The 21,541-nt window shown below is 72.3% G+C and carries 14 protein-coding genes; 12 read left to right on the top strand and 2 right to left on the bottom strand.

Annotation, left to right across the window (positions count from 1 at the left end; translation table 11 throughout):
• Window positions 1–14: 14 nt before the first annotated feature.
• From C7C45_RS00725 to C7C45_RS00700, 6 genes are all read left to right on the top strand, one after another.
• Complete coding sequence (locus tag C7C45_RS00725) at window positions 15–3,293, top strand: efflux RND transporter permease subunit (RefSeq protein WP_110561638.1); 3,279 nt, start codon at window positions 15–17, stop codon at window positions 3,291–3,293.
• A gap of 160 nt (window positions 3,294–3,453) precedes the next feature.
• Window positions 3,454–4,272, top strand: coding sequence for a polysaccharide deacetylase family protein (locus C7C45_RS00720; RefSeq protein WP_110561637.1), 819 nt, complete (start codon window positions 3,454–3,456; stop codon window positions 4,270–4,272).
• A gap of 11 nt (window positions 4,273–4,283) precedes the next feature.
• Window positions 4,284–5,528, top strand: coding sequence for an MFS transporter (locus C7C45_RS00715; RefSeq protein WP_110561636.1), 1,245 nt, complete (start codon window positions 4,284–4,286; stop codon window positions 5,526–5,528).
• A 64-nt stretch (window positions 5,529–5,592) separates the two neighbouring features.
• Window positions 5,593–6,537 (top strand): homoserine kinase, encoded by a 945-nt coding sequence (gene thrB / locus C7C45_RS00710; RefSeq protein ID WP_110561635.1) that lies wholly within the window; start codon window positions 5,593–5,595, stop codon window positions 6,535–6,537.
• A gap of 299 nt (window positions 6,538–6,836) precedes the next feature.
• The gene (gene rho, locus C7C45_RS00705; protein WP_110561634.1) at window positions 6,837–8,978 is read left to right on the top strand and encodes a transcription termination factor Rho; all 2,142 of its coding nucleotides are present in this window, start codon (window positions 6,837–6,839) and stop codon (window positions 8,976–8,978) included.
• Window positions 8,979–9,277: 299 nt separating this feature from the next.
• Window positions 9,278–12,766: a phosphodiester glycosidase family protein gene (locus C7C45_RS00700; RefSeq protein ID WP_110561633.1), complete on the top strand. Its 3,489-nt coding sequence runs from the start codon at window positions 9,278–9,280 to the stop codon at window positions 12,764–12,766.
• 46 nt (window positions 12,767–12,812) lie between these two features.
• Here the strand turns inward: C7C45_RS00700 and C7C45_RS00695 are convergent, their stop codons facing one another.
• Window positions 12,813–13,709: a phosphatase domain-containing protein gene (locus tag C7C45_RS00695; protein WP_110561632.1), complete on the bottom strand. Its 897-nt coding sequence runs from the start codon at window positions 13,707–13,709 to the stop codon at window positions 12,813–12,815.
• 275 nt (window positions 13,710–13,984) lie between these two features.
• Here C7C45_RS00695 and rpmE point away from each other — a divergent pair, with 275 nt between their 5' ends.
• Together rpmE and prfA are read left to right on the top strand one after the other, a co-directional pair.
• Complete coding sequence (rpmE, locus tag C7C45_RS00690) at window positions 13,985–14,209, top strand: 50S ribosomal protein L31 (protein WP_007464546.1); 225 nt, start codon at window positions 13,985–13,987, stop codon at window positions 14,207–14,209.
• A gap of 127 nt (window positions 14,210–14,336) precedes the next feature.
• Complete coding sequence (gene prfA / locus C7C45_RS00685) at window positions 14,337–15,425, top strand: peptide chain release factor 1 (protein WP_110561631.1); 1,089 nt, start codon at window positions 14,337–14,339, stop codon at window positions 15,423–15,425.
• Window positions 15,426–15,471: 46 nt separating this feature from the next.
• Here the strand turns inward: prfA and C7C45_RS00680 are convergent, their stop codons facing one another.
• Entirely contained in the window at window positions 15,472–17,019 is a 1,548-nt protein-coding gene (locus C7C45_RS00680; protein ID WP_110561630.1) for a GGDEF domain-containing protein, read from the bottom strand.
• Between the two features lie 73 nt (window positions 17,020–17,092).
• On the opposite strand from C7C45_RS00680, the gene prmC reads away from it, so the two are divergent.
• The 4 genes from prmC to C7C45_RS00660 all read left to right on the top strand — a co-directional run bounded on the left by prmC (window position 17,093) and on the right by C7C45_RS00660 (window position 21,520).
• Window positions 17,093–18,040 carry a peptide chain release factor N(5)-glutamine methyltransferase gene (gene prmC / locus C7C45_RS00675; protein ID WP_110561629.1) on the top strand — a complete coding sequence of 316 codons (948 nt, stop codon included), beginning with the start codon at window positions 17,093–17,095 and terminating at the stop codon, window positions 18,038–18,040.
• On the top strand, window positions 18,040–18,687 hold the full coding sequence (locus tag C7C45_RS00670; RefSeq protein WP_110561628.1) for an L-threonylcarbamoyladenylate synthase: 648 nt from the start codon (window positions 18,040–18,042) through the stop codon (window positions 18,685–18,687). The genes prmC and C7C45_RS00670 overlap by 1 nt, the downstream gene beginning before the upstream one ends.
• A complete protein-coding gene (locus C7C45_RS00665; protein WP_110561627.1) occupies window positions 18,688–19,299 on the top strand; it encodes an arsenate reductase/protein-tyrosine-phosphatase family protein in 612 nt (203 codons plus the stop codon).
• Between the two features lie 106 nt (window positions 19,300–19,405).
• Window positions 19,406–21,520 carry a transglycosylase domain-containing protein gene (locus C7C45_RS00660; RefSeq protein ID WP_110561626.1) on the top strand — a complete coding sequence of 705 codons (2,115 nt, stop codon included), beginning with the start codon at window positions 19,406–19,408 and terminating at the stop codon, window positions 21,518–21,520.
• The last annotated feature ends 21 nt before the right edge of the window (window positions 21,521–21,541 follow it).

Raw genomic sequence — 21,541 nt, 5'->3', positions numbered from 1 at the left:
AGTGAACCAGGCCGATGTCGCTGCTCGCCAGATTCAGCCTCGCCAACCGAGGGCTGATCGCCCTCATCGCGGTGGTGACCACGGTGTTCGGAGCGTTCGCCGTGCCGTCGCTGAAGCAGCAACTGCTGCCGTCGCTCGAGTTCCCGGCCGCGTTCATCGTGGCCGCCTACCCCGGTGCCGGCCCCGAGATCGTCGAGTCGCAGGTGACCGAACCGATCGAGAACGCCCTGCAGGGCATCCCGGGGTTGGACAAGGTCACCTCCACGTCCCGCGAGGGGGCGGCCACCGTCCAGGTGACGTACGAGTTCGGTACCGACCTGGACGACGTGGTCAACAAGATGCAGACCGCGCTGAGCCGGATCAACGCCCAGCTACCGGAGAATGTCGACCCGCAGGTCATCGCGGGAAGCACCGACGACCTGCCGGCGGTGGTGCTGGCCGCGGCCGGCACGGCGGACGAGCGGGCGCTCGCGGAGAAGCTGAGCGCGACGGTGGTGCCGGAGCTGGAGGGCATCGAGGGGGTACGCACGGTCGAGGTGACCGGCACCCGCGACGACGTCGTGGTGGTCACCCCGGACCCGGCGAAGCTGGCCGCGGCGCGGATCCAGCCGACGGCGATCGGCGCGGCACTGAAGACGAACGGCGTGGCGGTCCCCGCCGGCGCGGTGACCGACGGCGGGCTGGCCCTTCCGGTGCAGGTCGGTACGCCGATCGCCACCCTGGAGGACCTGCGCGGCATCGTGGTCGCCCCGGGTGCGGCACCCGTCCGGCTCGGTGACGTGGCGACGGTCGAGCAGCAGCTCGCTCCGGCCACCGCGATCACCCGGACCAACGGCAAGGACAGCCTCGGCATCGCGGTCACCGCCGCGCCGGACGGCAACGCCGTGCAGATCTCGCACGAGATCCGCGACCGGCTCGCCGACCTGAAGGACGCCTCCGGCGCGGAGCTGACCGTGGTCTTCGACCAGGCGCCGTTCGTCGAGAAGTCGATCGAGTCGTTGACCACCGAGGGCCTGCTGGGCCTGGTGATGGCGGTCATCGTCATCCTGGTCTTCCTGCTGTCGGTGCGCTCGACGCTGGTGACCGCGGTCTCCATCCCGCTCTCCGTGCTGGTGGCGCTGATCGCGCTGTGGATCGGCGACTACTCGCTCAACCTGCTCACCCTCGGCGCGTTGACCATCGCGGTCGGCCGGGTGGTCGACGACTCGATCGTGGTGTTGGAGAACATCAAACGACATCTCGAGTACGGCGAGGAGAAGCGGCACGCCATCGTCGCCGGCGTCCGCGAGGTTGCCGGCGCGGTGACCGCGTCCACCCTCACCACGGTGGCGGTGTTCGCGCCGATCGCGCTGGTCGGCGGGTTCGTGGGTCAGCTCTTCGCGCCGTTCGCGATCACCGTGACGGTGGCCCTGCTCGCCTCGCTGCTGGTGTCGCTGACCGTGATCCCGGTGCTGGCGTACTGGTTCCTCAAGCCGCGCGGCGGCACCGTGGACGACGAGGCGGTGCGGCGCGATGCGGAGGAGAAGGAGCTGCGCAGCCCGCTGCAGCGGGCCTACCTGCCGGTGATCGGGTTCGCCACCCGCAAGCGGTCGACCCGGTGGATCACCGTGGGGCTCGGCCTGCTGGTGCTGTTCGCCACCTTCGGCCTGTCCCAGAAGCTGGAGACCAACTTCCTGGACGACTCCGGCCAGGACACCCTCAACATGAGCCAGGAACTGCCGGCCGGCAGCGGCCTGGCGGCCACCGACGCCGCGGCCAAGCAGGTCGAGTCGGTGCTGTCGGGCACCAAGGGCGTCGAGACGTACCAGGTGACCGCGGGTGGTGGGGACAACCCGTGGGCGGGCGGCGGCGGCAACAACGTCGCCAGCTGGTCGTTGGCGCTCGACGGTGACACCGACGCGAAGCAGATGCGTGAGGTGCTGCGCAAGGAGTTCGACAAGCTCGGTGCCAGCGTGGGTGAGATCAGCTTCGGTGGCGGGCAGGAGGCGTCGACCAGCCAGCTTGAGGTGGTCGTCCAGGCCAGCGACCCGGAGGTGCTGAACCGTGCCGCCGAGGAAGCCCGAGCCGCGATGGCTGGTGTTCCGGACGTCGAGGACGTCTCCACCAGCCTGGCTGCGCGGGTGCCGCGGGTCGACGTGACGGTCGACCGGGTCGCCGCCGGCCGGGCGGGGCTCACCGAGGCCGCCGTGGGGCAGCTCGTGTCGCAGGCGTTCCGGGGAGCGCCGCTGGGTCAGGTCGCGCTCGACGGTCAGCAGCAGAACGTGGTGCTGCGGTTGGGCGCACAGCCGCCGATGACGGTGGACGAGCTGCGGGCGTTGCCGGTGGGTCCGGTCAAGCTGGACGACATCGCGGACGTCACCCAGGGCGAGGGCCCGCAGCAGGTCACCCGGATCGACGGTGAGCGCAGCGTGTCGGTGACCGGCGCGGCGACCGGCTCGAACCTGGGCGCGACCAGCAAGGAGCTGCAGAAGCGGCTGGACGCCCTCGACGTGCCGGGCGCGAGCTTCACGATCGGTGGCGTCAGCGCGGATCAGGCGGATGCCTTCGGCGACCTGGGCCTGGCGGTACTGGTGGCGATCGCGATCGTCTTCCTGATCATGGTGGCCACGTTCCGCAGCCTGACCCAGGCGCTGATCCTGCTGATCTCCATTCCGTTCGCCTCGACCGGTGCGATCGGCCTGCTGCTGGTCACCGGGACGCCGCTCGGCGTACCGGCGTTGATCGGTGTGCTGATGCTGGTCGGCATCGTGGTGACGAACGCGATCGTGTTGCTCGACCTGATCAACCAGTACCGGGCGCAGGGCATGGACGTCCGGGATGCGGTGGTCGAGGGTGGACGGCGGCGGCTGCGCCCCATCCTGATGACCGCGGTGGCGACCATCTTCGCGCTGCTGCCGATGGCGCTCGGGTTGACCGGTGAGGGCGGCTTCATCTCGCAGCCGCTGGCGGTCGTGGTGATCGGTGGTCTGCTCAGCTCCACGCTGCTCACGCTGATCCTGGTGCCGACGCTGTACACGATGGTGGAGCACACCAAGGAGTCGCTGCGGGGCCGGCGCAGCCGGCGGCGCTCCGGAGAGCCGGCGGTGACCGAGGCGGAGACCGACGAGGTGACGGGACCGAACCAGGTCGCGGTGCCCAGCGGTGCGTCTGCCCCGGGGGCGGCCGGGAGCGCACAGCCGTCCGGACGACCCGCCCCGTCGGGCGCGCTGGTCGAGGGCACGGACCAGTTCGAGGTGCTGCGGTTGCCCCGTAGCCGTACCTCGCCACTGCCGCCGTCGGAGCCGACCGAATAGGTCGGACCGACACCGGAACGCCCCCGGCGGGTTTCGCCGGGGGCGTTCCGGCTTCACCGCCCGGGACACTCCGAGGGCAAGACCTCGACCCGTACTTTGCGTCACGTCTTGCATACTCCTAGTGGGTGCGTGGAGGTGCTTGCAGAGCGGGGCGGGGTGGATGGGCGAGAGCGCGCACAGGTGGTCCCGGCGCGATCTGCTGCGCCGCAGCGCCCTGTTGGCCGGCGGGGCGGCCATCGGTGCGGGGGTGTCGCAGGCGTGGCAGAGCACCCATCGCCGGTTGCCTCTCGGCGGTGGCCCGGCCAGCGCCACGCTCGTCAACCAGCAGCAGGGCCTCGCGCCTGGGGCGGTGGTGGTCGTCTGGTCGGTGCCGACCGGGCAACGGCTGGTGGCGCTCACCTTCGACGACGGTCCGGCGCCACAGTGGACCCCGATGGTTCTGGACACCCTGGCCCAGCACCGGGTGCCGGCCACCTTCTTCCTGGTCGGAGCTCAGGTCAGGCGGCACGCCCACGTGGTCCGCGGCCGGCTCGCCGGGCACGAGGTGGGCAACCACAGCTGGGCGCACCGGGATCTGGCTCAGCTGGACGCCGTCGCGGCGTACGACGATCTGAGCCGCAGTCACGACGCGATCGCCGACGTGACCGGGAGCGCACCCCGACTGGTCCGCCCGCCGTACGGTCACCTGGGTGGCGCGGTGCTGCACGCGGCGGCCCGGCTCGACTATCGGCTGGTGCTCTGGTCGGCGCAGATGGTGGAGCGCGAGTTTCCGGGTGATCCAGCCGGCCACGCTCGCCGCATCGTGGCCGATGTCCGACCGGGGACGATCCTGCTCGGACACGATGTGGGTCCGCAGCGACGGCTGGTCGCGCTACGCGGCCTGCCCGCCATGATCGACGGATTGCGGGCGCGTGGCTTCACCTTCGTCACCGTCTCCGCGCTGCTGGGAGCAGACGTGACCCCTGCGCCGACCGGGTAGGGTCCCGGTCCGTGGCGTCCACCCTCTCGGTCCTTACCGGCAATCGCAGTTTTCGTAATCTCTTCCTCGCCGAACTGGTGGTCTTCGGCGCCGACTGGTTCGTCATGGTGCCGCTGCTGGTGCTGCTGCCGCACCTGACCGGCAGCGGGGTCTGGGGCGCGTTGGTGTTGGCGGTGGACACCGGGATCGTGGCGCTGCTGCTGCCGTACACCGGCACGATCGCCGACCGCTTCGACCGCCGGAAGATCATGGTCGCCGCGAACGTGGCCGCGCTGGCCGGGGTGTTGCTGCTGCTCGGGGTGCGGGATGCCGGAACGGCGTGGCTGGCGCTGGTCGCGATCGGAGTGGTCGCGGTGGCCAAGGCGTTCTACTCGCCAGCCGCCCAGGCCGCGCTGCCCAACGTGCTGGAGCCACACGAGTTGGCCGCCGGTAACGCCGTGGCCGGCTCGGCCTGGGGCACGATGACCGTGGTGGGCGCCTCGCTCGGCGGCGTACTCAGCACCGCTGTCGGCCCGTACGCCTGCTTCTGGGTGGCGGCGGTGGGCCTGGCGCTGGCCGCGGGCCTGGCCACGCGGATCCGCCGGCCGTTGCAGGCGCCGCGGGACACCGACCTGCCGGCCCAGCGGACCTGGGCCGCCGTGCGCGAGGCGCTCGGCTACATCGGTCACCGTCCCCGGGTGCTCGCGTTGGTCACGGTGAAGTCGGCGGTCGGCCTGGGCAACGGCGTGCTGACCGTGTTCCCGCTGCTGGCCGGCGTGTACGGCGTCGGTCCGCTCGGCGCCGGCCTGCTCTTCGCGGTGCGCGGCGCCGGGGCGTTGGTGGGGCCGATCCTGATGCGTCGGGTGCTCACCAACCGGGCGTGGCTGCTGCCCGGGCTCGCGCTGTCGATGTCGCTGTACGGCCTGTCCTACCTGGGCACATCGGTCGTACGGTGGTTTCCGTTGGTGCTGCTGCTGGTCTTCGTGGCGCACTTTGCCGGGGGTAGCAACTGGGTGATGTCGAACTTCGCCCTGCAGGGCGAAGTCCCGGACCGGTTGCGGGGGCGTGTCTTCGCCACCGACATGATGCTCGCGACGCTGGCGATCTCGGTGAGCCAGTTGGCGGTGGCCGTGGTGGTGGACGCGGTGGACGAACGGGTGGTGCTCGCCGGCTGCGGGTTGATCACCCTCGTGTACGCGGTTGGCTGGCGGATCGCCACCCGCAGGCTCTCGCTCACCGACCCGGTCACCGAGCCGGTTCCGGACCCGGCCGCCTGAGTCCGGCGATCCCAGGCTGCGGGCACCGGACCGGATCGTCGGTGCCGAGCCCTAGCATGAGCGCGTGCCGACGAATTTCACCGCCGGGCCGGTCCGTGTCCGGGTCCCCGCGACCAGCGCCAACCTCGGGCCGGGCTTCGACGCGCTGGGTCTCGCCCTCGGGCTTCATGACGATGTGGCCGCCGAGGTCTCGTCGGGCGGGGTCCGGGTCGCCGTGACCGGGCAGGGTGCCGGCGAGTTGCCCGACGACGACCGGCACCTGGTGGTGCGGGCCATGCGGGCCGCGTTCGACGTGCTCGGGGGCCACCCTGCGGGGCTGAACGTGGAGTGCGTCAACCGGATCCCCCAGGCGCGTGGGCTGGGCTCCTCGTCCGCCGCGATCGTCGCCGGGGTGCTGCTGGCCCGCGCGCTGGTCACCGACGGGGAGCACCGGCTGGACGATTCGGCCGCGCTCCGGCTGGCCGCCGAGATCGAGGGCCATCCCGACAACGTCGCGCCGTGCCTGCTCGGTGGTTTCACGTTGGCCTGGTCCGAGCCGACCGGGGCGCAGGCGGTGTCCCTGCCGGTCGCCGACGGGGTGCGGCCCACAGTTTTTGTTCCGGCGGAGCGCGGTTTTACCGCGACGGCGCGGGCCGCGTTGCCGGCCACCGTGCCCCATGGCGACGCTGCGTTCACCGCGGGGAGGGCGGCACTACTGGTGCACGCGCTCACCGCCGACCCGACTCTGCTGCTGCCGGCCACCGCCGACCGGCTCCACCAGGATTACCGCGCAGCCGGGATGCCGGGCACATCTTCCCTGGTCAGCGCGTTGCGAGCGGCCGGTGTGGCAGCTGTGGTCAGTGGGGCGGGCCCGACCGTGCTGGCGTTGAGCGAGCCTCCGGCGAGCTTCCCAGTGGGAACAGACTGGCAGATCTGGCAGTTACCGATAGACGTCAGCGGCGCGCGGGTTGCTCGGGGTAGACTTGGACACGCCGAGCGGGACCCTGTTGCCGCAGGTCGGAAGAGTTGATTACGCTCTAGACCTAGCACAGCCGCGAAGCACGCGATCTCCTGCGGGGCGGCGCACCCCCGAAGCTCTCGGCGGTTAGCCCGTCACACCCCTGCCAAAGGCCCACGCCGCACCGCAGATTCCACAGGTCGCCGCAGACGGCGAGACCTGCTCACCGACGTTGGTGAGTCGGGATACCGACCGGCTGCTGTGTCACAGACTCCCGCGACGCGTCCTTGCGAGGCGGGTGCACCGAGGCCGCCCGGCCACCTGAGCTCCGACTCCGGGCAGTCCCGGCCTTTATCGAGGGAAGGATTCCATTGAGCGACACCACCGACGTGACGTCGGATGTTTCCAACGTCGCTGGCGATGCCACCGCCGCCGCTCCCGCCCGTCGGCGGCGTAGCGGCACCGGTCTGTCGGCGATGCTGCTGCCAGAGCTGCAGAGCCTGGCCGCGTCGCTCGGCATCTCCGGCACGGCTCGCATGCGTAAGGGCGAGCTGATCGCCGCGATCTCCGAGCGGCAGGGCGGCAACGCCGCCGGGACCCCTCGACCGCGGGCCGAGGTCGCGGCCGCGGCCGCCTCGACCCGTGAGGGGGTGCGCGCCGAGGTGCGGGAGACCGCCGACCGGCCGGCAGCCGAAGGGCGCAGCGCCGAGAAGGCGCCGGCCGAGCCGGCCGCCGGGACTGAGAGCCGTGGTCGCACCCGGCGGAGCCGGACCGCAGCGGCGGAGACGCGTTCCACTGAGACGGCACCTGCCGCTGAGCCGGTGCGTTCGGCTGAGCCGGTGCGTTCGGCTGAGACGCGTACCGACGAGGTCGAAGCCGGCGAACGGACCGACCGTGGCGAGAACCGCCGCGAGCGGGCCGAGCGTCCGGAGCGGGGCGAGCGTCCGGAGCGGGGCGACCGTGCCGAGCGGGGCGAGCGCCCCGAGCGTGCCGAGCGCAACGACCGGGGCGAGCGTGCCGACCGGGGCGAGCGTGCCGAGCGGGGCGAGCGTGCCGAGCGGGGCGAGCGTGCCGAGCGCAACGACCGGGGCGAGCGTGCCGACCGTGGCGAGCGCAACGACCGCACCGAGCGCGCCGACCGGGGCGACCGCAACGACCGCACCGAGCGCGCCGACCGGGGCGACCGCAACGACCGCAACGATCGTGGTCAGCGTGCCGAGCGTGTGGAGCGGGACAACGACGACGATGACGGTGAGGGCGGCGGCCGGCGTGGCCGGCGCAGCCGCTTCCGGGACCGTCGCCGCGGGCGTGGCGAGCGCACCGAGACCGGTACCGACACCGGTGGGCGGGAGCCGCAGGTCAACGAGGACGACGTTCTCGTCCCGGTGGCCGGCATCATCGACGTGCTCGACAACTACGCCTTCGTGCGGACGACCGGTTACCTGGCTGGCCCGAACGACGTGTACGTCTCGATGTCCCAGATCAAGAAGTACGGCCTGCGCCGCGGTGACGCGATCACCGGTGCGGTGCGGGCGGCCCGCGAGGGTGGCAACAGCGGTGACCAGCGGCGCGACAAGTACAACCCGCTGATGCGGCTGGACACGATCAACGGGATGGAGCCGGAGGAGGCGCGGCGCCGGCCCGAGTTCTACAAGCTCACTCCGCTCTACCCGCAGGAGCGTCTGCGGCTGGAGACCGAGCCGCACATCCTGACCACCCGGGTCATCGACCTGGTCATGCCGATCGGCAAGGGCCAGCGGGCACTCATCCAGTCGCCGCCCAAGGCGGGTAAGACGATGGTGCTGCAGGCGATCGCGAACGCGATCACCCGCAACAACCCGGAGTGCCACCTCATGGTGGTGCTGGTGGACGAACGTCCCGAAGAGGTCACCGACATGCAGCGGTCGATCAAGGGCGAGGTCATCGCGGCCACGTTCGACCGTCCGCCGCAGGACCACACCACGGTGGCCGAGTTGGCCATCGAGCGGGCCAAGCGTCTGGTCGAGCTTGGACACGACGTGGTCGTGCTGCTCGACTCGGTGACCCGACTCGGTCGGTCGTACAACCTGGCGGCACCGGCCAGTGGTCGGATCATGTCGGGTGGTATCGACTCCACGGCGCTCTACCCGCCGAAGCGCTTCCTCGGCGCGGCCCGCAACATCGAGAACGGCGGGTCGTTGACCATCATCGCCACCGCGCTGGTGGAGACCGGGTCCATGGCGGACACGGTCATCTTCGAGGAGTTCAAGGGCACCGGTAACGCGGAGCTGAAGCTGGACCGGAAGATCGCCGACAAGCGGACCTTCCCGGCCATCGACATCAACCCGTCCGGTACGCGTAAGGAAGAGGTCCTGCTCGCACCGGAAGAGCTGGCCATCATCCACAAGCTCCGGAAGGTGCTGCACTCGTTGGACTCGCAGGCGGCAATGGATCTCCTGCTGGACCGGCTCAAGCAGTCCCGCACCAACATCGAGTTCCTGATGCAGATCGCGAAGTCGACGCCGGGGGAGTAACCATCCCGTAGCGATCGACGACGAAGGGGCACGGCCGCTGCGGCCGTGCCCCTTCGTCGTGCCCTCCATCGCCTTTGCTCTGCTTCACCCGGCGCAACAGAAGGCGGCCCGGAGTGTTGCGTCCGTGGAAGCAGAGCAAAGGGGGCGGGGAGGGGGCGGCGGCCGGACCGGCGCTCGCAGTCGGCGGGACCGCAGCGGGCGGAAGGTGCCGCCAACCGCGCCGCGAGTTGTTGGAATTTTCCTTCGGTTCAGTCGACAGGTATTGAAACTTCTATTCATCGCCGGGTTGACTGTCGTCCATGCGTACCCGCAGACGATCCGCCCGCCGCACCGGCGTCCTGCTGCTGATGCCGCTGCTCGCCCTGGCCCTGTCGCCGCCGGCCACTGCCGCACCGCCGGCGCCGCCCACCATCACCGCACCGTCCGTGGCCTCGCCCACCATCGCCGAGGACGCGCCGGCTGCGTCGTCGCGGCCGACCGGCGCGGTCAGTCTGGCTGCCGACCCGGCCACCGCGACTGCCGCGGCCGCCGCCGGCGGTCTGGAGCCGGCCGGCGGCCTGGAGACCACGAAGGCCACGCGGCCGGTCGCGCCGGGCGTGCAGCTCACCTCCTTCGACCGGTACGACGCCGAGGGCTGGTTGCGGGCCGACGCACTCACCACCGACCTGGCCGGTGGGTCCACCGTCGACTACGTCAACTCGGGGGCGGTGAGCCGGGCGGAGCCGCTGCGCAGCGCGGTGGACGCCTCGCGTGCGGTCGCCGCGGTCAATGGCGACTTCTTCGACATCAACAGTTCCGGTGCCGCCCAGGGCGTCGGCATCCGCGACGGCGAGCTGATCCAGTCCGCTGTCGCCGGTCACCGCAACGCGGTGGCGGTCACCGCGAACGGCCTCGGTCGGGTGATCGAGGTGAACTTCGACGGCACCGCCACCCTGCCCACCGGCCCGGTGGCGCTCACCCAGTTCAACAACCTGGTGCAGGCCGACGGCATCGGCGCGTTCACCGAGCTCTGGGGGACGTACTCCCGGCAGCGGGCAGTGGAGGGCGCGGCCCGGGTGGTCGAGGTCACCGTGGCCGGCGGTCGGGTGGCCGCGGTGACGGACGTGGCCGGCAGCGGTCCGATCGTCGCCGGCAGCACCGTGCTGCTCGGCCGCGACGCCGGCGCCGACACGCTGGCGGGGCTTCGCGCCGGTGATCCGGTGACGGTGGCCTGGCGACCGAAGCCCTCCGACGGCAGCACCGTGCACGCGGCGGTCGGGGGCGGCAACGTGCTGGTCCGCGACGGCGTCGTCCAGAGCATCGCGGACCCGACGCTGGCTCCGCGCACCGCCGTCGGCTTCAGCGCCGACGGTCGCAAAATGATCATGCTGACCGTGGACGGCCGGCAGGTCGACAGCCGCGGCGTGACACAGACCGAGATGGGCCGGATGATGGCCGAACTGGGTGCCCACCACGCGCTCAACCTGGACGGTGGCGGCTCGTCCACGCTGCTGGCCCGGGAACCGGGCGGGCCGGCCGTGCAGGTGGAGAACGGCCCCTCCGACGGCAGCGAACGGGCCGTGCCCAACGGCCTGGCCATCTACGCGCCGAAGGGCAGCGGTCGGCTCACCGGGTACTGGCTCGAGACGACCAGCGACCCCACCGCCGCGCCCGGTGTCGCACCGGTCCGCGGCGGCCGGCCCGACCGCGTCTTCCCCGGGCTGACCCGCGCCCTCACCGCCGCCGGCTACGACGAGACGTACGGCCCGGCCGCCGGGGTGCCCACCTGGCGGGCGACCCCGGCGGTACATGGCCGCGTCGACCGGGACGGGGTGTTCCACGCCGGCGCACCGGGTGCCAGCACGGTCACCGCGGCACGTGGGCGGGCCACCGGCTCACTGGGTCTCACCGTGCTCGGTCCGCTGGACCGGATCGGTCCCACCGTGCCACGGGTCGGGCTGACCGGCCTGGACGGCGACGCCCTGGTGGGCGTGGTCGGGTACGACGCCGAAGGCAACACCGCGCCGATCGAGCCGGCCGACCTGACCCTCGACTACGACCGGAACCTGCTGCGGATCACCCCGACCGAGGACGGCAACCTCGCCGTCACCGCCCTGCGCGAGACCGGCTCCGGCCTGGTGACGGTCCGCGTCGGACGCGCCAGCACGGTCATCCCGGTCACCGTCGGACTGACCGACGTGCCGGTGGCCGGCTTCGAGGACGCCGACTCCTGGCGGTTCAGCCAGGCTCGGGCCAGCGGGTCGGTCGCGCCGGCGCCCGGGCACACCGGCACCGGCCTGCGAATGTCGTACGACTTCAGCCAGTCCACCGGCACGCGGGCCGCGTACGCCGATCCGCCCGCCTGGATCGAGGTGCCCGGCCAACCGCAGGCGTTCGGCCTGTGGATCCACGGCAACGGCACCGGCGAGTGGCCCAGCCTGCACCTGCACGACGCCCAGGACACCCAGCACGTGCTGCGCGGCCCGCTGATCACCTGGACCGGTTGGCGGTACGTGGAGTTCGCGGTGCCGGCCGGGGTGCAGTACCCGGTGCGGGTGCGCCGGTTCTACGTGGCCGAGACGAACGCCGCCGCGCAGTACACCAGCGAGGTGATCATCGATGACCTGGTGGCGAAGGTGCCGCCTACGGTGGACGTGCCGGCGGTGGCCCCGCGTACCGATCGGGTGGTGGTCCGCGACGGCACGGTCGACGGTGCGCCCTGGCGGTTCGCGGTGCTCTCCGACGCCCAGTTCGTCGCCGCCGATCCGGACAGCGACCTGGTCGCCCAGGCTCGGCGGACGCTGCGCGAGGTGAAGGCGGCCCGCCCGGACTTCCTCCTGATCAACGGCGACTTCGTGGACACCGCCTACCCGGCCGACTTCGCGCTGGCCCGGCGGATCCTCGACGAGGAGTTGGGTGACGCGCTGCCCTGGTACTACGTGCCCGGCAACCACGAGATCATGGGCGCTCCGATCAGCAACTTCGCAGCCGCCTTCGGCGCCACCTCCCGGGTCTTCGACCACGAGGGCACCCGGTTCGTCACCCTGAACTCGTCCACCGGGACGCTCCGCGGCGGCGGCTTCGACCAGGTGCGGATGCTGCGCGAGACGCTGGACGCGGCGGCCGCCGACCCGCGCGTCGGCTCGGTCGTCGTCCTGCACCACCACCCGGCGCGTGACCCGAGCCCGGCGCAGGCCAGCCAGCTCCTCGACCGCAAGGAGGCGGCGCTGCTGGAACAGTGGCTGGCCGACTTCCAGCACCGCACCGGCAAGGGCGCGCTGTTCGTGGGCGGGCACGTCGGGACCTTCCACGCCGACCGGGTGGACGGGGTGCCGTACGTGATCAACGGCAACGCCGGCAAGACGCCGTCCACCCCGGCCGACCAGGGCGGCTTCACCGGCTGGACGGAGTTCGGCGTGGACCCGGTCACGCCGGCGGAGGCCGACCGGACCCGGCGTGACCCGCTCGCCGAGGGGCCACGCTGGGTGGAGGCGGAGTTCCACGCGCACACCGACCGGCTCGCGTTGACCGCCCCGGCCAGCGTCAAGGTCGGCACCCCGGCGTCGGTGACCGCCACGCTGACCCAGCCCGGCGGGCGTACGGTCCCGGTGGCCGCGCCGGTGAGCGCCGACTGGTCCGCCTCGCCGGGGGTGCACATCGGCTCCGCCGCCGGGGTGCGCCCGTGGCACACCGCCCGCTTCGACCCGGCCACCGGCACGTTGACCGCGCTCCGCCCCGGTGCCCCCGTACGCCTCACCGTCACCGTCAACAACATTCGCGCCGACGCCACCATCGCCCTCACCCGCTGAGTGTCGGGAAGGGGCCGCCGGTTACCGGGGCCCCTTCCCGGACGGCTCAGAAGTCGCCGTCGGCCACCTGAAACACGGTGAGGCCGAGGGCTCGCCACATCTGGACCACCTGGACGCGGTCGTCGAAGACGCCGGCCACCCGGTACCGGTCCCGGATCTCCCGGTCGTAGATCTCCCGCTTGACGATCGAGTCCTTCCGGGTGTCGCCGACGGCGCGCAGGTGCAGGCCGAGGTAGGGGACCGCGACGTGCCGGGCCAACCACACCTCGGTCGCCGTGCGGGCGGAGGCGTCCCGCCCGGAGCAGAAGACCACCCCGTAACCGGCCGCGTGCATCGCCCGGACCGCCGCGATCACCGGCGCGTTCGGCTGGTCCGTGCCCACCCGGGTCATGTCGTACGGACTGCGTGAGACGGCCAGCGCGACGGTGCCGTCGATGTCCACCAGGACGATCTCCGGTGGCTCGCTCGACGGCGGGTGCACGACGGCGGGGAGTCCGGTGCGGGCCTGCGGCACGGGCAACGGCAGCGCGCGCCCCTGGAGGTACCGCTCGTGCAGCCGGCGGATCGCGTCCGCGCCGACCTGGTCGTCGGTCGGGCGAGCGGCGTCGCGACGCAGGCACTCGGCCAGCGGTACGTCGGTGAAGTCGTGCACCTCGAAATCCGCGCCGTGGCGGGCGGCCAGCTCGGCCCAGCCCCGCAGCGCCCGCGCGCGCAGGTTGGTGTCGTCCACGCAGACGTCCGCCCGGACCTGCAACAACGCCTCGACCTGGGCCCGCTGTACCGCGGTCACCTGCGCCTCGGCCCACTGGGTGAAGAGCCGCTCGCCGTGCAGCATTCGGCGCAGGTCGTCCCGGTTGACCCGGACGACGGACGGCTGGAGGGTGCGGGCGAACGTCGTCTTACCCGAGGCGGGCAGTCCCCGGGTAGCGATCAGACGGGTCATCGGCGCACCTTTCGCTGGACGGGCGTACCACCGGCGGGCCACCCGGCGGCGGGCCGGCGGAAGGGCGAATGCCCCGCTGGGCGGCGGGAATGCGGACAGGGAGACACGTGTTGACGATGCCGGACGAGGTGTGCGGCCCGATTACCGGGTCGGCTCAGGCCCATGGCACACTGGTCAATCGGCCACCGGTTCCGGTTCACGCCCGAGCCCGTCGCGTACGGCGCGACGAGCGATGACGGCGACCCGGCGACCACCAACGAGAGGACCGAGGCGAGATGAAGGCAAACATCCACCCGGAGTACGTGACCACCGAGGTCAGCTGCTCCTGTGGCAACACGTTCACGACCCGCAGCACCGCCAAGGGCGGGGCGATCCACGTCGAGACCTGCAGCGCCTGCCACCCGTTCTACACCGGTAAGCAGCGCGTTCTCGACACCGCCGGCCGGGTCGCGAAGTTCCAGCAGAAGTACGCCAAGGTTCAGGCCAAGAAGGCCAAGTAACTCCTTGTTCGGCGCCCGCGTCCGGTTTTCCGCCGGACGCGGGCGCCGTCCGCGTTTCGCCCCGTTTACGTCCGGCGGCCTGCTCTGAGGTCGGCCGGTGCCGCACCGTCGAAGGAGCATCCGCAGCATGAGCAGCGAGCGTCTGGCCGGGCTCCTCGACGAGTACGCGGAGCTGGAGAAGCGGCTGGCCGATCCGGCCATCCACGCCGACCAGGCCACCGCGCGCAGGGTCGGTCGTCGCTACGCCGAACTGGTGCCGCTGCACAAGGCCGCCGATGAGCTGGAGCAGGCCCGCGCCGACCTGGCCGCGGCTCGCGAGTTGGCTGCCGAGGACCCGTCGTTCGCCGCCGAGGCGGAGTCCATCGCCGTGTCCGTGCCGGGGTTGGAGGAGCGCCTCGCCGAGCTGCTCATTCCGCGCGACCCGCACGACGCGAAGGACGTGATCGTCGAGATCAAGGCCGGTGAGGGTGGCGAGGAGTCGGCGCTCTTCGCCGGCGACCTGCTGCGGATGTACAGCCGGTACGCCGAGCGGCACGGCTGGGTCACCGAGGTGATCGACGCACAGGATTCCGACCTCGGCGGGGTCAAGGACGTCTCGCTGTCGATCAAGACCAAGGGCGTGCCGGAGGGCGGCAACGGCGTCTGGTCGCGACTCAAGTGGGAGGGCGGCGTGCACCGGGTGCAGCGTGTCCCGGTCACCGAGTCGCAGGGCCGGATCCACACCAGCGCCGCCGGGGTGCTGGTGCTGCCCGAGGCCGAGGACGTCGACGTCACCATCGACCAGAACGACCTGCGCATCGACGTGTTCCGCTCGTCCGGCCCGGGTGGCCAGTCGGTGAATACCACCGACTCGGCGGTGCGGATCACCCACCTGCCGACCGGCATCGTCGTCTCCTGCCAGAACGAGAAGTCCCAGTTGCAGAACCGGGAGCAGGCGATGCGGATCCTGCGGGCCCGGCTGCTCGCCGCCGCCCAGGAGCAGGCCGACGCCGCCGCCTCGGACGCCCGGAAGGCGCAGGTGCGCACGGTGGACCGCTCGGAGCGGATCCGCACCTACAACTTCCCGCAGAACCGGATCACCGACCACCGGATCGGTTACACCGCGTACAACCTGGACCTGGCGCTCGCCGGCGAGCTGGACGGGGTGCTGGACGCCCTCGCCGAGGCCGACCGCGCCGCCCGGCTCGCCGGCGACACCGAGCTCACCCGCCGCTGAGGGCACGACCCGCGGTCGTCCAGCCGGACGTGCCGCCGCGGGGCGATCAGCTCGCGCGGGGGCGGGACTTGGCGCGCAGCATCTCCCGGTCGGCCTGCTCGAAGGCGATGCTGAGCGCGTCGCGCAGCCCATTGCCGCCGGAGACCTCCGCGAAGCCGATGCTCACCCCGACCGGGGTCCCCGGCACCAGCGACTCCCAGTCCTCCAGTCGGACGGCGGCCTCGATCCGGCGGGCCACCTCGGCGGCCTCGGACATGCCGGTGTCCGGCAGCACCACCACGAACTCGTCGCCGCCGTAGCGGGCCACGAAGTCACCCCGGCGCATCACCCGGTTGATCACCCCGGCGATGCGCTGGAGCACCAGGTCGCCGGAGTGGTGCCCGTGCCGGGTGTTGACCGCCTTGAAGCCGTCCAGGTCGCAGACGCCGATCACCACCCGCTCGCCTCGGGTGACCACGGCGGTGATGTAGCGCTCCAGCCGACGTCGGTTGGGCAGCCCGGTGAGCGGGTCGGTCAACGCCTCGCCCTCGAACCGTGCCGCCTCGCGGCGCATCTCCTCATGGTCGATCCGGGCGGCGATGCCGTCGATGTAGACGTCCCGCAGCCGGTCGTTGCGCTGGGCCGCGAGCCGGAACGCCAGCCGGTCGGCCCGGTGCGCGGCCGAGTGGTCCCCGGCGCGGGCGAGCGCGATGCTGCGTAGCCGGGCCGGCTCGGCCGCCCCGAGCGTCTCGGTGGACACGTGGATGGTGTCCAGCCGGGCGACCGCCTCGATCGGCCGCCCGGCGGCGACGGCGAGACACACCTGGCCAAGCTGACGCATGTCGCGGGCTCGGGCGCTGTCCCCACCGTGGCTGATCAGGCGGGCCGTTTCGGCGTCCCCGTCGGTCTCCACCTGGTCGCCGAGCGCGGCCTGTCGGGCCGCCGCGTAGCCGTACGCGGCGAGGCTGCTCGGGCGCAGCTGATCGGCGCGCCCGGTGCGTACGAAGCGGGCCAGGTCGGCGGCCACGTCCCGGAGCACCCGCAGGCAGCCGTCGCTGTCGCCGTTGTGGTCGAGTGCCACGGCGTTGCGCAGTCGGATGCCCGGCGCGGCGAACGTCTCCTCCGGGATCCCGGCGGTGAGCCCGAGTTGCCGGGCTCGCTCGATGGCGCCCAGGGCGTACCCGTGGAAGCTGAGGTAGCTGTAGGCCATGGCCAGGTCGTGCCAGCCCCAGGCGGTGTCCCGGTCCGGGTCTTCGACAGCGCCCAGCGCCCGGGCGGCTCGGACGAGGTGCGTGACGCAGCGGTCCAGTGCCCCCTGGTGGTGGGCGGCGAGCGCGGCGAGTGCGTTGAGGTGCCCGTGCAGGTACGGCTCGGCGAGGTCGCGTACCGCCGCCGAGGCTTCCTCGATGGCCCTGGTGAACTCCGCGGTCCGACCGAGATTGATCAGCGCGGAGAGGCGCTGCACCAACGCGTCGGCTCGGGCCGCCGGGTCGGTCGTGGTGCGGATCACACGCTCCAGCAGGACGTACGACTCCGCTGACCGACTGGCCTCCTGCAACGCACGGGCGCGCGTCAGGGCATCAACCTGGTCACCGACCCGGTCGAGCCAGCCCACCCGCCAACCTCCTGTCGTGTGCGCCGCGGCGCACCCGTTAGTCGCGTGGCCCGCGACGCATCATGATTATCGCGTGACCACTCTGCCGCAACACCCCCCCGAAGGGACAGGCCCCGTCCGCCCGTCCGCCGCGGTGGCCCGAGCGGCCCGTGTGCTCGCCGCCGCCGGGGTCGGCTCGGCCCGGGTGGAGGCCGAGTTGTTGACCGCGTACGTGCTGGGGGTGCCCCGGGGCCGGCTGGCGCTCGCCGACGACCTCACCACCGGGCAGGTGGCGCGGCTCGACGGCCTGATCCGCCGTCGGGCCGCGCGTGAGCCGTTGCAGCACCTGACCGGTCGGGCCGGGTTCCGGCACCTTGAGCTGTCGGTCGGCCCGGGTGTGTTCGTGCCCCGGCCGGAGACCGAGCTGCTGGCCGGCTGGGGCGTCGAGCAGGCCCGGGGCCGGCTCGACCCGGTGGTGGTCGACCTCTGCAGCGGCTCGGGCGCGATCGCGCTCGCGGTGGCTCAGGAGCTGCCGGGGGCGCGGGTGATCGCGGTGGAGCGGTCCCCGGAGGCGCTGGCCTGGTTGCGGCGCAACGCCGCGGAGCGGGCCGGGGCGGGGGACCGGCCGATCGAGGTGGTCGAGGCCGACGTGACCGCGCCGGACCTGCTGGCGGAGCTGGTGGGCTCGGTGGACGTGCTGCTCTGCAACCCGCCGTACGTGCCGGACGATGTGGTGGTCCCGCCGGAGGTGGCGGGGCACGACCCGGCCGAGGCGGTCTTCGGTGGCGCGGACGGTCTGGCGGTGATCCGGCCGGTCGTCACCCGGGCGGCGGCGCTGCTGCGCCCGGGCGGCGTCGTCGGGGTCGAGCACGACGACACCCATGGTGCGGCGGTGCCCGGGCTGCTCGCCGAGGACGGTGGGTTCAGCACCGTCACGGAGCATCTGGACCTCACCGGACGCCCCCGCTATGCCACCGCGTCCCGACGGGCGGACGGCCAGCACGCCCCGATCGGGGTGGCGTGGCAGACTGACTCCTCGTGATGCTCTACGACTGCCGGTCGCCCGCCGATCGGGACCGCGGCATCGCTGCGGCGATCGAGGCGGTCAAGAACGGCGAGCTGGTCGTTCTCCCGACGGACACCGTGTATGGGATCGGCGCGGACGCGTTCACCCCGTACGCGGTCAAGGCGCTGCTGGACGCGAAGGGCCGGGGTCGGCAGATGCCGCCGCCGGTGTTGATCGGTTCCCGACACACCCTGGACGGCCTGGTCTTCTCGTTGCCCACGGCCGCACGGGACCTGGTGGAGGCGTTCTGGCCGGGTGCGTTGACGATCGTGGTCGAGCACTCGCCGAGCCTGCAGTGGGACCTGGGCGACAAGACGGGGACGGTGGCGGTGCGGATGCCGCTGCACCCGGTGGCGCTGGAGGTGCTGCGTGAGACCGGCCCGATGGCGGTCTCGTCGGCCAACAAGACCGGCCAGCCCGCCGCGGTGACCGCCGAGGAGGCGCGCGACCAGCTCAGCTACTCGGTGCGGGCGTACCTGGAGGCCGGGCCCTGCCCGGACCCGGTGCCCAGCACGATCGTGGATCTGACCGGTGAGGTGCCGCAGTTGCTGCGGGCCGGGGCGATCCCGTTGGAGAAACTGCGCGACGTCGTGCCGGATCTCGTCGACATTCGGGCGGTCTGAGTGCCCCCGTTCACGGTCCTGCACGTCTGCATGGGCAACATCTGCCGCTCGCCGATGGCGGAGCGGTTGCTGGCCCTCGCGGTGCGGGAGCGGTTGACGCGGCGTGCGCAGGACCCGGCCGGGGCCGACGAGTTGGTGTACAGCCACAGTGCCGGCACGGGTGGTTGGCACGCGGGTGAGGAGATGAACCCGCCGGCGGCCCGGCAGGTCGTCGGCCGTGGTGGGGACGTCGAGGGGTTCGCCGCGCGCAAGCTGCGCTCGGACCACATCGACGCCGCCGACCTGGTCCTGACCGCGACGGCCGATCAGCAGGAGTACGTGGTGGCGCTGCGGCCGGACGCGGCGGCCCGCACGTTCGTGCTGGGTGAGTTCGGCCGGCTGCTGGCCGCGGTGGACGCCGCCGCGTTGCCGCCGGGCGACGCCACCCCGGAGGCCGTGTACGCCCGGGGCGTGGCCCTGGTGGCGGCGGCTCACGATGCCCGGTTGGGCGCCTCGGCGCTGCCGACGGACGATCTGGACGACCCGTGGGGTCGCGGTGACCAGTGCTTCAGCCGGGTCGCCGACGAGATCGAGGAGACGGTCCACCCGCTGGCCGGCGCGCTGCTGCCCTGAGCGCGGTGCGAGTTTCCTCCGGGTTTGGGGAAAACCCGGGGCGAAAGGGGCGTTCCGGGTCATTCTGAACGGGTCCTAGCGTGACCGGCTCCTGCGGGGAGAGCTGATGATCCGGGCCTATCTCGACAAACTGCTCACCGTGCTGATCGCCGGAGTGCTGGCCGGGTTGGTGCTGGCCGCGGCCGCCCTGCCGGTGGCCCTGGTCTTCGGGATCGGCTTCAGCGCCCTGTCCACGCCGTACTCGGAGCTGCCGAACACGCTCCGCACGCCGCCGACCGCCCAGCGCTCCAACCTCTACGCCAACGACGGCACCACCCTGATCACCTCCTTCTACCAGGAGGACCGGGTGGACGTGCCGCTGCACGAGGTGGCCCCGGTGATGCGCCAGGCGATCGTGGCCGCCGAGGACGTCCGGTTCTACCAGCACAGTGGGGTCGACCTGCGGGGCGTCGTGCGCGCGTTCACCGTCAACAAGCGCGACGGCCAGACCCGGCAGGGCGCCTCCACGCTGACCATGCAGTACGTCCGCAACGTGCTGAGCAGCGACCCCCGGCTGACCGAGGCGCAGCGGGTGGCGGCCACCGAGATCAGCACCGCCCGCAAACTCCAGGAGATGCGGTACGCGCTCGCGTTGGAGCGCGAACTCGACAAGGAGGAGATCCTCACCCGCTACCTCAACATCGCCTACTTCGGCGCCGGGGCGTACGGCATCGCGGCGGCCAGCAAGCGCTACTTCTCCCGGGCCCCGGCCGAGCTGACCCTGGCCCAGGCGGCACTGCTGGCCGGTCTGGTCCGGTCTCCGGACAGCGACGACCCGATCAACGGCGACGCCGACAGCGCGCTGCAGCGGCGGTCGTACGTGTTGGAGCGGCTGGTGGAGTCGGGGCAGGTGCCGGCGGACGCGGCTGCGGCGGCGCGGGCCGAACCGTTGCAGCTACGGCCCAGCGAGACCCCGAACGACTGCACGGCGGTGCCCGAGACGCACAACGACTGGGGCTTCTTCTGCGACTGGTTCACCCGTTGGTGGAGCGACCAGGCCGCCTTCGGCGCGAGCGCCGACGAGCGGCAGCGCACACTGCGCCGGGGCGGGTTCTCCATCGTGTCGTCGCTGGACCCCGGGGTGCAGCGGGCCACCACCGAGCAGGTCCTGAAGATCTACCGGCCGACGAATGCCGAGGCGGTGCCGACCGCGGTGGTGCAACCGGGCACCGGTCGGGTGCTGGCGATGTCGGTCAATCGCAACTACAGCGTGCAGGACAACCCGGTCGGGTCGAAGAACCACCCGAACACGGTCAACCAGTTGGTCGCCGGCGGCGGTGCGATCGAGGGGTACCAGGGCGGCTCGACGTTCAAGCTCTTCACCATGCTTGCCGCGCTGGAGGCCGGTCTGCCGCTGTCGACCGATTTCGTGGCCCCCACCCAACTGCTCACCCGCTTCCCGGTGACCGGGGAGGCGAGTTGCGATGGTCGCTGGTGTCCGGCGAACTCCAGCCCGTCGTCGATGGACGGCCCCCGCACCATGTGGAGCGCGTTCGGCCGGTCGGTGAACACGTACTTCGCCTGGCTCACCGAGAAGGTCGGCGCCGACCGGGTGGTGGAGATGGCCGAGCGGCTCGGCATCGTGCTGCGGGCCGAGTCCGACGCACGGCTGGCCCGCTACGGCGCGAACAACTGGGGTCCGTTCACCCTGGGCGTGGCCGCGACCACGCCGCTCGACCTGGCCACCGCGTACGCCACGGTGGCGGCCGAGGGGACCTGGTGCGCGCCGCTGCCGGTGGTCTCGATCACCGACGCGGGCGGGCGGCCGGTCGACGCCGCCAAGCCGGACTGCCGACAGGTGCTCGACGCCGACGTGGCGCGGGCAGCCACCGACGCGGCCCGCTGCCCGGTCGGCGACCAGTCGATGTACGGGCGGTGCGACGGTGCCACCGCACCCGGTCTGCGAGCGAAGCTCGGCCGTCCGGTGGCGGGCAAGACCGGCAGTTCGGAACGGTACGAGACGGAGACGGTCGTGGCGTTCACACCGCAGCTCGCGGTCGCCTCGATGGCGGCGAACCCGGACAATCCGCGGGACGCGGTCGGTCAGGCGGTGCAGGCCCGGATGGTGGACGCGGTCGGCGAGGTGCTCGCCGTCGCCCTGCGCGACCAACCGGTACGGGACTTCGTCCCGCCGAGCGAACGAACCGCCTTCCAGGTCACCGGAGCCCGCACCGGCAACTAACCCCCCACCCCGCCCCCACCC

This window comes from Micromonospora arborensis (assembly GCF_003205615.1).
GTDB lineage: Bacteria > Actinomycetota > Actinomycetes > Mycobacteriales > Micromonosporaceae > Micromonospora > Micromonospora arborensis.
Note: the sequence above shows the minus strand (reverse complement) of the source record. Positions and strands in the feature narration are given on the sequence as shown.

Excerpts from the sequence above, each read along its gene's own strand:
- C7C45_RS00725 (WP_110561638.1), top strand. The coding sequence starts at position 15 with ATGTCGCTGCTCGCCAGATTCAGCCTCGCCAACCGAGGGCTGATCGCC.
- C7C45_RS00720 (WP_110561637.1), top strand. The coding sequence starts at position 3,454 with ATGGGCGAGAGCGCGCACAGGTGGTCCCGGCGCGATCTGCTGCGCCGC.
- C7C45_RS00700 (WP_110561633.1), top strand. The coding sequence starts at position 9,278 with ATGCGTACCCGCAGACGATCCGCCCGCCGCACCGGCGTCCTGCTGCTG.
- C7C45_RS00695 (WP_110561632.1), bottom strand. The coding sequence starts at position 13,709 with ATGACCCGTCTGATCGCTACCCGGGGACTGCCCGCCTCGGGTAAGACG.
- rpmE (WP_007464546.1), top strand. The coding sequence starts at position 13,985 with ATGAAGGCAAACATCCACCCGGAGTACGTGACCACCGAGGTCAGCTGC.
- prfA (WP_110561631.1), top strand. The coding sequence starts at position 14,337 with ATGAGCAGCGAGCGTCTGGCCGGGCTCCTCGACGAGTACGCGGAGCTG.
- C7C45_RS00670 (WP_110561628.1), top strand. The coding sequence starts at position 18,040 with ATGCTCTACGACTGCCGGTCGCCCGCCGATCGGGACCGCGGCATCGCT.
- C7C45_RS00660 (WP_110561626.1), top strand. The coding sequence starts at position 19,406 with ATGATCCGGGCCTATCTCGACAAACTGCTCACCGTGCTGATCGCCGGA.